General features: G+C 69.4%; 11 protein-coding genes. 1 reads left to right on the plus strand and 10 read right to left on the minus strand.

Annotated features, from left to right (window positions below):
• Positions 1 to 31: 31 nt before the first annotated feature.
• Complete coding sequence (gene ngcE / locus O7616_RS26150; RefSeq protein WP_282304442.1) at positions 32 to 1447, minus strand: N-acetylglucosamine/diacetylchitobiose ABC transporter substrate-binding protein; 1416 nt, start codon at positions 1445 to 1447, stop codon at positions 32 to 34.
• A 193-nt stretch (positions 1448 to 1640) separates the two neighbouring features.
• On the opposite strand from ngcE, the gene O7616_RS26155 reads away from it, so the two are divergent.
• Positions 1641 to 3086, plus strand: coding sequence for an acyltransferase (locus tag O7616_RS26155; protein ID WP_282304443.1), 1446 nt, complete (start codon positions 1641 to 1643; stop codon positions 3084 to 3086).
• Here O7616_RS26155 and O7616_RS26160 read toward each other — a convergent pair.
• From O7616_RS26160 to O7616_RS26200, 9 genes are all read right to left on the minus strand, one after another.
• Positions 3058 to 3915, minus strand: a complete 858-nt coding sequence (locus tag O7616_RS26160) for a hypothetical protein (RefSeq protein ID WP_282304444.1) — start codon at positions 3913 to 3915, stop codon at positions 3058 to 3060. The genes O7616_RS26155 and O7616_RS26160 overlap by 29 nt on opposite strands.
• 26 nt (positions 3916 to 3941) lie before the next feature.
• The gene (locus tag O7616_RS26165) at positions 3942 to 4808 is read right to left on the minus strand and encodes a hypothetical protein (RefSeq protein ID WP_282304445.1); all 867 of its coding nucleotides are present in this window, start codon (positions 4806 to 4808) and stop codon (positions 3942 to 3944) included.
• A gap of 87 nt (positions 4809 to 4895) precedes the next feature.
• The gene (locus O7616_RS26170; RefSeq protein WP_282304446.1) at positions 4896 to 5861 is read right to left on the minus strand and encodes a hypothetical protein; all 966 of its coding nucleotides are present in this window, start codon (positions 5859 to 5861) and stop codon (positions 4896 to 4898) included.
• On the minus strand, positions 5858 to 6841 hold the full coding sequence (locus O7616_RS26175; RefSeq protein WP_282304447.1) for a hypothetical protein: 984 nt from the start codon (positions 6839 to 6841) through the stop codon (positions 5858 to 5860). The genes O7616_RS26170 and O7616_RS26175 overlap by 4 nt, the downstream gene beginning before the upstream one ends.
• Positions 6842 to 7008: 167 nt before the next feature.
• Entirely contained in the window at positions 7009 to 8022 is a 1014-nt protein-coding gene (locus O7616_RS26180; RefSeq protein WP_282304448.1) for a UDP-N-acetylmuramate dehydrogenase, read from the minus strand.
• A 63-nt stretch (positions 8023 to 8085) separates the two neighbouring features.
• Entirely contained in the window at positions 8086 to 8442 is a 357-nt protein-coding gene (locus tag O7616_RS26185; RefSeq protein WP_282304449.1) for a hypothetical protein, read from the minus strand.
• Between the two features lie 229 nt (positions 8443 to 8671).
• Positions 8672 to 9445 (minus strand): protein phosphatase 2C domain-containing protein, encoded by a 774-nt coding sequence (locus tag O7616_RS26190; protein ID WP_282304450.1) that lies wholly within the window; start codon positions 9443 to 9445, stop codon positions 8672 to 8674.
• 61 nt (positions 9446 to 9506) lie between these two features.
• A complete protein-coding gene (locus tag O7616_RS26195) occupies positions 9507 to 11027 on the minus strand; it encodes a CATRA conflict system CASPASE/TPR repeat-associated protein (protein ID WP_282304451.1) in 1521 nt (506 codons plus the stop codon).
• On the minus strand, positions 11014 to 11343 hold the full coding sequence (locus O7616_RS26200) for a hypothetical protein (protein WP_282304452.1): 330 nt from the start codon (positions 11341 to 11343) through the stop codon (positions 11014 to 11016). The genes O7616_RS26195 and O7616_RS26200 overlap by 14 nt, the downstream gene beginning before the upstream one ends.
• Between the last annotated feature and the right edge of the window lie 102 nt (positions 11344 to 11445).

An 11445-nucleotide genomic window follows, 5' to 3' on the forward strand; every position in this document is an offset into this window, starting at 1 on the left:
TGGACCTCTCCCCCACCGGCCGGTCGGGCTGTCAGGCCGCTCGCTTGTACTTCTTGATCGAGCTGTCCTGGGCGATCGAGTCGGCGCCCTTCTGACACTGGTCGAGGAACTCCGCGGGGCTCGTCCGGCCGCTGAAGAACTCGCCGCAGGCGGCGTCGACGAGGTTGCGCTCCAACTTGCGGTAGTAGTTGTTGTAGACCCAGTTGAAGCCGTTGGCGCCGGACGCGTCGAGGGCCTTGACCACGCTGTTCAGCCCGTACGGCAGCTCGACGCCCTCGGTGGCACCGGCGACCACGGTGAGGCTGGCGACCTTCTTCGTGAAGTCCTGGGCGCCCTTCTTGGAGAGCATGGTCCGGAAGTACTCCAGGCCACCGGCGAGGTTGCGGGCCTTGGCGGGCACCATGAACGGTTCACCGGCGGTGCCCCGGATCGCCTCGAACGGCAGCTTGTCACCGCTGCCCAGGCTCGGCGTCGGCGCGATGGTCATGTTGAACCCGACCGGGGTGACGTCCTTCTGCTCGCTCTCCAACCAGGAGCCGCAGGAGATGAACGCGGCCTTGCCCTGGCACCAGGCGGTCTGCGACTGCTTGTGATCCAAACCGGACGAGCCGTCCAGGATGTACCGGTCCTTGACGATCTGGTACCAGGCGTCCGCGGCGGCCCGCATCGACTCGGACTTCCAGGCGTTCGGTTCCAGGTTGTCGATGGCTGTCGCCACCGACGGGCCGCCGAGCTTGATCGCGGTGGCGATCACCGGCCAGCTCATGTAGCGCGGGTGCAGACCGGCGTACGTCCACGGGGCGACGCCCGCGGCCTTGATCTCCTTGCACAGCGCGATGTGCTGGTCCCAGGTCTTCGCGTACTCCCAGGAGCGGTCGGTGAACAGCTTGTTGGAGTACCAGATGCCGTAGGCGGTGTAGGTGTAGTTGAGGACCAGGAACTTACCGTCGTACGAGCCAACCTCGACTGCGCCGGGCAGCAGCGTGTCCCGGACCGTCTTGCCGGGGACGTCGAGGCTCGGCGCGGCGAGCAGCTCACCGAGGTCGGCCACCGCGTTCTGGCTGACCAGGCCGTTGAAGTCGATCTGGCCCGCGCCCGAGTTGTTGACCACGTCCGGCGGGGTGCCGTCGACGAAGCGGGGCTGGAGGGTCTTGCTGATCTCCTGCGTGGCGGTGTGCTTGACCTTCGCCTTCGGGTACTTCGCGGTGTACATGGCCTCGTGGGCCTTGGCGTACTCCTCACCGAACCCGCCGCCGAAGATCACCACTTCGAGTGGGGCGTCCTCCTTCACGCCGAGGGGGTTCTCGGCGCTCTTGGTGCCCTGGTAGGTGTCGGCGTCGTTCTTGTCACCGCCGCCGCTGGTGGCGCAGCCGGTCAGTAGCGCGGCGGCGGGGGTGGCCAGCACGCCGGCGGCGGCGGTACGCCGCAGGATGTCACGCCTGTTCATCGGTTCTCCTCGGGTCGGGTCGGGCGGGCCGCCGGTGTTCAGGGGGAGGCGACCGCCACGCGAGGCGCGTTGGTTCTCTTCAGTTCATGCTCTGTTGCTGAAGAATTTCTACGACAGCCGGGCCCGGACTTCAAGTCCTGACGGTCGAACCGTTATCGCCACCAGCGACCGTCGCGTCACCTAACCTGGGGCGATGCGCCGCCTGCGCCAGCTAGCCGAGCGCACCCCGGCCGACCGGGAGCGGTACGTCGACCTGCTCCGCGCGCTCGCCATCACGATGGTCATTATCGGACACTGGATCGTCACGGTCATCGAGCGTGACGCGGACGGACGCGTCACCGCGCACTCCGCGCTCGGTGATCTGCGCTGGGCGTACCCGCTGACCTGGCTGGTGCAGGTGATGCCCGTCTTCTTCCTGGTCGGGGGCTACGCCAACGCGGCCTCGCTGACCCGGTTGCGGGCGCGCGGTGGCGACGCCGCCGACTGGCTGCTCGACCGCAGCGCCCGACTGGTCCGCCCCACCAGCACGCTGCTGCTGGTGCTCACCGCCGCGGCGGCGGTCGCCTGGCTGCGCGGCGCCGACCCGACCCGGACCCGCGAGGTGTTCTGGTTCGCCACCATCCCGCTCTGGTTCCTGGTCGCCTACCTGGTGGTGGTCACGCTCACCCCACCGATGTACGCGCTGCACCGCCGCTTCGGCCTGACGGTCCCACTGGTGCTGGTCGCCCTGGTCGGCCTCGGCGACCTCGGCCGGCTGACCGGGCCGGAAGGGCTGAGCTACGGCAACTACCTCTTCGGCTGGCTGGCCGTCCACCAGCTCGGCTTCGCCTGGCACGACACCCGCGCCGCACCGCCGCCCGACGGCCGGACCGCGCCACCGCCCGCCGCCGGGCCGACCGCCAAACCGTCCGCGAAGGCCGACGCCGCGCCGAAACCCGAGCGCCCGACGGTACGCCGACGACGGCTGCCCACCTCCCGCCGAGCCGGCCTGGCCTTCCTGACCGTCGGGCTGGGTACGGTGCTGCTGCTCACCGTGCTCGGTCCGTGGCCGGTGGCCATGCTCAAGGTGCCCGACGAACGGCTCGACAACGCGGCACCGCCCAGCCTCGCGCTGCTGGCCGTCGCCGCCGGCCAACTGGGCGTGATCCTGCTGCTCCGCGGCCCGGCGGAACGGCTGCTGCGCCGCACCGGCCCCTGGCAGGTGGTGATCGGTGTCAACCTGGTGGTGCTGACCGTCTTCCTCTGGCACCTGACCGCCGCGATCCTGCTGATCGGATTGCTCGACGCGACCGGAACGTTGCCCACCCCGGCGGTCGACTCGGCCGGTTGGTGGGTGTGGCGGGTGCCGTGGCTGCTGCTGCTCACCGCCGTCCTGGCGGTGCTGGTCGCCGTCTTCGGACCGGTCGAGGCACGCAGTGGCCGACACCGCACCGCTCGTCGGGCAGGTCGGGGCACACCCGCCCAGGCGGCGGCGACCGTCGCCGGCTACGCCGCCGTGGTGGCCGCGCTGCTGGTCAACAGCACGACACCGCAGCACGCCCCGGAACCGCTCGGCACACCGGTCGGGGTGTTGCTGGCATACGCGGCCGGAGCGGGTGCGCTGCGACTGCTCAGGTCCGGGTTCGGAACCCGACGTTGACACCGCCCGGCCGGGGGCGAGGAAAGCATCGGCGACGTGTCCCCGGCAGCCTCGCCCCGCGTACCCCGTCGGGGGTCCGGTGTCCCGGCCGGGGGCGCGGCGGCAGGTGCAGCGCGGCGGCGACCACCGCGAAGGCCGCCCAACCGGCACCCAGCGCCACGAGCGGGGAGACGTCCTGGAGGTAGTGGTACGCGGTGAGGAATCCGACGAGCGCGAGGCTGTTGCGGGCGAAGTGTCGACTGAACTCGACCAACTGACGGCGGGCCTCGACCGCGACAAGCACACCCGAGTAGGGGAAGGTCACCACCATGCCGCGCAGCACGGCACCGAGGAGCGTGGTGAGGACCGCCCCGACGAAGATCACCACTAGCTTGAGCAGCGCCGGCAGCCCGTGGCGTCGGGCGTCGGCGGTGGCCGGTGCGTCGGCGGTGGCCGGTGCGTCAGCGGGGGCGGTTCGCGCGCGGGCGCGACGGTGGAGCAGCAGCATCGTCGCCGCCCAGAGCACGAGCGTGCCGCCGAGGGCGGCCTCGAACGGGATGCCGACGGCCAGCAGGCCGGCGCTGAGCGCGACGTAGACGACGATCCCCGCGCCGTCGGCGAGCAGGATCGGCCAGCGCAGCCGCCGGTGGGTGACCGCGACGGTGACGAAGAAGAGGTTGAGCCCGAGCACACCGAGCAGTTGCGCGCCCTCCACCCGGTGGCCGCTGCTGACCAGGGCGAGCGTCATCGGCAACGGCAGGCTGTAGACCAGCGCTCGGAGCCGGACGGAGCGGATCAGGCTGACCGCCCAGACCACTGCCGTCAGCAGCAGGACCCCACTCCACGTCATCGCGCCCGCCCTCGCCCCGGGTGCCGTCAGTCCTGGAAGGTCGCGGCGCTCGCGCAGAGGTCGAACACGCGGGTGAGCCGGGCGACGTCCGCCCGGTTGACGGAGAACTGGTTCTCGCCGATCTCACCGTGGGCGGTCATCCGGGCCTCCCAGCAGCTCGACAGGTCCCACAGCGTCAGGTTGACGTGCAGGTGAGGGCTGACCACACCGAGGGGCAGGAGACCCACCCGGGCTCCGGCCGCGCGCTGCTTCTCCACCAGAGCGGACAGCTCGTCGGTCAGGTTCGCGTAGACGAAGACCCGGGTGACCTGGACACCGCGTCGCAGGGCCTCCACGTTGGCCTCCCAGTAGCGCTGCCCGATCTCACTGCGCCACCAGCTCAACTCACCACTCACCCGGGGCATCACGTTGGTCAGGCCGTCCAACCGGTGCTGGCAGGTGCGGGTGGCACCGGCCAGGTCCTCGTCCTCGTCGCCCCGCCGGATGATCCGGCCGTACGCGAGTTGTTCGGCCTCCACCCGGAACTGCTCGTAGCGCCGCTGCGCCTCCACCGCGACCCGGGTCCCCGCGTGCTGCTCGGTCGCGTCCCGGATGGCCCCGGCCAACTCTGTCGTGGTGTGCGCGAGCCAGGGCGGACCGTCCAGCAGGGTACGCAGGTGAAACCGGCGCTCCGCGCGGGCCAGCGAGTCCACCAACAGCGAGATGGTGATACCCATCAGGCCGGCCAGCAGCGACTCCACGCCGGAGGCGGCGTTGCTGAGGTCGAGCGCGATGCTGAGGGTGATCGACAGCGTGATGCCGACCAGGGCCACCGGGTCGGTGTGCGCCACCAGGCGGAGGAACCCGCCGGAGGTGCCGCCTCGTCGGCGTGGACGGGCCACGTCACGGGTCATCGAAGTCCCCCAATCAGCCGCTACGACCAGCGTAAACACCGGCTACAACCGCCCCTGACACCGCGACGGGGGACCGTGTGCGGCGGATCAGGTGAGCGCTTGGTGCAGCGCCCGCATCGACCGGATGGCCGACCGGACCTCCTGCAGAATCGCGAAGGTCTCCGCCGGTTGAACCCACCGGTCCGTGAGATTGGCGAAGCCGACCGTCTCCACGCCGCAGCCGTACCCGAGGCCCAGGATCCGGACCGCGTCACAGTGCTGGAACGGAACGAAGATGTCGGTGGTGACCAGCAGCAACCGCGCGCCGGCTGGTGCCTGCCCGGTCAACTCCGCCCAGCCGATCAGTGTGTCCGCGGTATTGGCCCGCTCGCCGGGTCGGCTCGACGGTGCGGCGAGGACGTGCAGCGGAGGCTGTGTCTCCGGGTAGGACCTGATCCACCACGGCTCGCCGGTGGTGGTCCTGCCGATCCGCTGATCGGCGCGCGGCGGCGAGTCGAAGACGTGCCGCAACGCCTCGTCGACCGCATCACCCTCGGTCACACACTCGCCCAGCCCGAACTGCCGGGCGAGGTCGTTCTGGTCGTGCAGGAGGCGTAGGCTGCCGAGCCCGGTGACCGAGCCGGCACCGACACCGCTGCGCAGGATCGTGGCTGCCAGATGGGCGCGGGCCATCATCGTGCGTACGCCACCGCCGAGCACCAGCACATGGTCGTACCGCCGCCCCGCCGGTGTGGACCGGTCGGCCAGCCCCAGCGCCCCGGCCGCCGACCGGATCCGGGCGTCGGCCGCCGGGTCGAAGCGCTCCCCGACCGCCTCGTGGCGTTCGAGGTTTCCCGCGCGGTAGTCCCAACGCTCAGCCGAGATCTTCTCCAGCGCCGCCAGCCGATCGCCGAGCGGGGCGTCCGGCAGCGGCCCGTAGCGGAACTCCCGCAGCAGGGCGGTCATCGCCGGCGAGTCGACCCAGGAGGCGATGGCCCGAGCCAGTTCGGCGCGGTTGTCACCGCCCGCGACGGTGGTCGGCAGTGGCACCGGGGGAAGCGCAACGGCCGTCACGCGGTCAGGCTCCCGGCGAGCGCGTGGTGCAACCGCCGCATCGACAGGATCCCGGACCGGATCTCCTGCAGGTACCGGTCGGGGCCGGTGGCCCCGGACGCCATCGGAACGCTGGCCCGCGCCGGGTCGAACCCGACGGTGTCGATACCACAGCCGTATCGCATCGCCAGCATCCGGATCGCGTCGTTGTGTTGAAACGGCACGTAGATCGAGGAGGTGACGACGAGGATGCGGTCGGTCGGCCGAAGGCTGGACCGCCGGGCCCAGAAGTCGTACGTGTCCGGTGTGTTGGCCCGCCGCTGCGCAGGCTCGCTCGACGGCGCCGCCAGCACATGCACCTCCGGGCAACCGGCGGCACGGTACGTGCGCACCTGCCAGGACTCGTGCGTCACGGCGCCGCCGGACGACTCGGTGAGCGCAGGCTCCGCGAGCCCGAACCCCAGCCGTACGCCGACGTCCATCGCGTCCACCTCGTAGCGGCTGTCGGCAAGGCCGGGTAACGACGTCTCCGCCTCGGTCAACTGGCGAAAACTGCCGAGCGCCGACACCGCACCGACCGCGACCGCGGCGTCCCGAACAAGGCGGGCGGCGTACTCGGTTCGTTGTAGACAGGCCCGCCCGAGGCCACCCAGGATCAGCAGGTGGTCGTACGTCGATCGCGGTGGCCGATCGGCGTCGACCAGACGTAGCGCCGTCGCGGCCGCCTGGATGAGTTCGGCCTGGGCGGGAGTGAAGCTGGGTGCCTTCACCTGGTCACGCTCGACGTTGCCGTGTTTGCGGAAGTCCCAGTGCTCGTCGGAGAAGGCGTCCAACCACGTCAGCAGATCGCCGACCGTCGCCGACGGGAGAGTGCCACCGTACTCGCCGACGAGAGCACGCATCGGCGCCGAGGAGATCCAGCCGTGAATCTCGGCGGCTACCGCCTCCGGGCGGAAGTTCGGCTCACAGGTCGGCAGGGCAACAGCGGGAAAGCTGGCCATGCGTCTCCTTCACAGGGATCACGACGCGGGCGGAAGTGGTGACGACGTCCCGTATACGCATGCTAGACGAGAGTGACGTCGGTCGGTCAAGGTCGACGCGGGCCATCGGCGATCGTCCGACCTGGACCGACACCGAGAAGCGTCGGTACGGGGCTTCGAAGATCACGTCAGAATGAGCAGTTGACGAGATCACACTCGGGGCCCAGACGAATGCCGAAGCACGCTTCGACACCTTCCCGGATGTGGGCCGCGAATTTCATGACTTCCGACGTTGTGGCGCCACCCCGATTGGTGACAGCAAGCGCGTGGCGGCTGGACAGAGCCACCGTCCCGTTACCCCAGTCATGACCGAAGCCTCGGGGAAACCCGGCTCGCTCGATCAACCACGCCGCCGGCAATTTCGTGCCCTTGGCGTCGGGGTAGCGCGGGCAGTCCCGGACGCTGTCCGGCACCTCGGCGAGAACGGGGTTGATGAAGAACGAACCGACGCTCCAGGTGTCGTGATCCTCCGGGTCAAGGATCATGCCCCTGCCGCGACGTAGGGCCAGAACCGCCTCCCGCACGTCAGCCGGCGCTGCCGTGCCTCCGACCTCGATCCCCAACCTCGCGGCGAGTTCGGCGTACCCGATCGGCTTTGACTGGTCACTCCGGCGCAGGCGGTACGTCACGTCCACCACGACCCACCGGTCGCTGTGCTTGAAGACGGACTGCCGGTGGCTGCCGAACCCACAGCGGTCCGGAGTCCACCGTTCCAGGGCACCGGTCTGCCGGTCGTACACGGACAGCGACGCCAGCACGTCCGAGGTCACCGTGCCGAACGCGCCGACATTCTGCACCGGTGTGCCTCCCACCAGGCCGGGGATGCCGGAGAGCGCCTCCAAGCCGGCAAGCCCTTCGGCGACCGTCGTCCGCACCAGGTGGTCCCATTCGACGCCGGCGGCGGCGGTGACCACCTCGCCGTCGATGTCGAACTCCGAGGACGCCGTCTTGATCACCGTGCCGTCCCAACCGACGTCACCCACGATCAGATTCGATCCGCCACCCATCACCAGCAGCGGGTCTCCTGCGGCGGTGGTCTCGTGCAGAAGGTCGACAACCTCCGGGATCGTCTCCGGGGTGTGCAGGCGACCTATCGGGCCGCCGACCCGCATCGTGGTCAGGTCAGCAAAGGTGGTTGTCACAGCGCCAGCCTACTGATCGCCCAATGCCGGCCGTCAATGATCACGGTGGTCAGGCGACGACGCTCAGGCCCCGGGTCGCGGTCGAAGCCGTCGTACCGCCAACTGAACCGCGCGTTCGCAGATGGATCGCCGATCGTCGGCCGAAGTCCGCCGCAGCCGTAGGCCCGCCAGGATGTTCACCGGCCAGGTCCCGATGTCGGCCGGTCGCCGCCCGTTGACCTCAAGGAAAAGCTCCACGTCATGCTCGTTCGACGTGCGTTCGAGGTGTTCCTGCACGGCGGCGAGGAGAGCGTCGGCGAGGGCGAGTGCCGCCACCCGCCCGTCACTGACGTCGACGCTGTTCCCCGCTGCCGACAAGATCCGATCCTGCAACGTCTTGGCGTCCATCGCTGCCATTCGGTACAGGTCATCGGAGGACATCGGCCTGTCCGTTTCCTCGATCACAGCTGACACATCCCGTCGGACCGGGCCCCCGGAGCGCAATGCCACGACGTCCGGTCATGAATGATCGTGAGGCAAACGGTACGGGTGCGGGTTGGCGCATGTGGTGATGTCGTCCCGTCAGGTCAGAACGGCAGTATTGAACCGGCACGTGCCCTTCAGTGCAACAGCATGGTCGGGATTCCGTCAACGATCCGGCCGAGGTCCGCTAGCGATTCATCCTTCCCGTTCGAAGGACGACGAGTGTCGCGTCGTCGTGTCGCTTCACCCGACCTCGCCCCGGCCGGGTCAGCAGTCCTGGGCGGTTCGATTCATATTCTCGGACCGTGTCGATGACAGCTCGCGGCCCGGAGCGCTCGGCCAACTGGAAGACGTCGGTCCAGCTGAGCCCGAAGAACTCGGTGAGTCGCGAGACCCCGTCAGTACAGACCAACATCCGACGCAGCCCGTCGAGGGCGACGCTGCCCGTCACCGCCTCGGTGGCGGCGGCCGGGTCGGTCGACGCCACCCAGAAGCCTCCCGGCCGGTTGCGAAGCCGCGCCACGGTGTGCCGGTCGTAGGCGGGCAGGCCGTCGGTACGGTCGTCGTGGACGACGGTGATGCCGGTCCGGTCCTCGAACACCACCGACGAATCGCACAACACCAGGTAGTCCACCTGACCGCTTCGCTCCCGCAGGATCGCCACGGTAGACGAGGGGCTGTTCGGGTTCGACAGGTCACACAGGCCCTGGTGACGGCCGCGCAGTCGGCCGATCGCCTCCGCCAGGGAGTCGTCGAGTGGTGCCGTCGGCGCCCGCGTCAACGCCTCCACGAGACAGGCGCCCAGTTCCCGGACCAGCCAGATCGGATCATGGACGCAACCGGTGTCCAGATCAGGGAGCTGGGTGACACCGTCCAGGACGACGGCGAAGGTGGCCGACACGACCACGTGATCCTCGTTGGGTCGGCCCGGACCAGGCTCACTGGCGAAGACGAAGTCCATGGATCCTCAAACCGGTTCTCAGGAGACTTTCCGAGGACAGCGAATGGTTGTCGCGGGCGGATCAGTGTTTTCGCGGGCGGATCAGCAGCAGGGCCGACGCCGTCACCACGGTGGCACCGGCAGCAGCCAGCAGAGCCGACCACGTCGAAGGAGCCGGCTCGTCCCGCGCCTGCCACCAGCCGATACTGGCCATCAGCCAACCGAGGGCGGCCCCGAAGACGGAGCCACCTGCCACGAGCCAGCGGCGCCGAGGCACCGACGTACCCGGGCGCGGCCAGTGTAGAACCGCGGCGGGGAGCAGCAGTGCCAGGATTCCCAACACGCAGATCAACGGCGCCACCAGCGGCCCGGCCAGGGGTACCTGGTACTGGAGGCTCTGGATCGCGGCCAACCCCATCAGCAGGCTGCCCAGAATCGACGCCTGGATGAGCGTCAACACCTCCTGCCGGCGACGGTGTCGCTCGTCCACCACAGCTGCCGCGAGACGGTTGAGCTGGTCGGCCTTGCGCCACGTGGCATCGACGTAGGTCAGCTCGATGCGCAGTTGGTCCGCCAGCCACACCGCACGCGTCCGGTCCTGTTCCACGGCCGCGTTCAGGCGGCGACCTACCGCGTGGCCGAGGGCCGCCTCCATGTTGTCGCGGATGCCGCGTACCGTCTCCGCCATCTTGCTGACATCGGCCGTGGCCGCGATCAATCCGCTTCCCTCGGCCTGGACGGTGGCCAACTCCAGCGCGGCGGCACGCAGTTGCCGGTCGGACGGGTCGGTCGCCCGCAGCAGCTCCGCGAGGGTCTCGCACGCGCGGTCAGTCCTTCTGATCGCGGCACGTAAACCTGGAACAGCCGCCTCCAGAACCTTCTCCTGGTGCCGGAGTTCGGCACCGCAGAGCACGTATCGGGTCAACGGCGGCAGGGCCCGGCCGTCGCTCAGCCACGTCAGCCGGTCCAGCTCGGCTTCGTCGGCGAGGTCGGCCAGGACGAGGTAACGGCTGTGCGCGTACCCGTCGTCGGCCGGTAGGACCCACATCAGCAGGCTGTCGGCGATGCGGCTCCAGGTCGCCGTCCAGCCCGGCCCCGGATGTGGGCCGGGCAGGAGCAGGTCCAACCGCCGCGCCCACCGGGCCTCCCCTACCCGCCGTCCGAGCCAGTTGACGTGGCGGTGATCGAGAAGCCCGAGATAGACCATGGTCGTGCTGAATTCCGCGCCGGAGACCGGTGGGACTGCCGACGCCCACCGATCGCGCAACTCCTGCCAGCCGACACCGTCGTCATTCGGTGCGAGCAGCACGCTCACGCCGACGACGTCACGGCACCGGAATGCCAGGGCCTCGTAGAACGCCTCCGGAACCACCCGCTGCCGCGCGGCCAGCACGCGCAGTTCCGGGGTCGCGGGACCGTAGTCGTCGGGTAGGTCGGCCGGGTACGGCGCGATCGGTTCGGTCAGGTCGAGCCGCACCAGCCCACGCCAGAGACCTGTCACCGCGTCGGCGGTCAGGGCGGGAGTCGACTCCCCCGCAGAGCCGCTGGCCGCATTGACCGCGAAAAACGTGTGGACGATGAGGGCCGGTCTACGCGGAGTCATCGGCGCGTCGCTCCTGACGAGGCACGTGACCGACCTTGTGCAACAACTGGACGGCGTGTTCCCGGATCAACTGCGGGGCAGGCTTCTCCGTTTTCTCGGACAGCGAATCTCGCAAGCCCCTCCTCGTGCGTTGATATCTCTCCAGCAACCTGTACAGCTCATTCCTGCCCTGCGTCCAATCCTCGTCGCCGGAGCCACGCGACTGATCCAGGAGCGCGAGAGCACGCTCGACCCGCCCCCAGTCGGATTCCTCGAACTCGCTGTCGATGATCTTCGTCATCAGGTACGTCAGATCTTCGCGATCCACCTCGTCCATGGTCAATTACTTCAGCAGAAGCCCGGCCCCAGTCAAGGGATCGACGTATCGGAATCCTGACTGCCGATCGCCCCGGCCGCACGATTGACGGTGGATCGACGT

This window comes from Micromonospora sp. WMMD964, assembly GCF_029581455.1.
Classification (GTDB): domain Bacteria; phylum Actinomycetota; class Actinomycetes; order Mycobacteriales; family Micromonosporaceae; genus Micromonospora.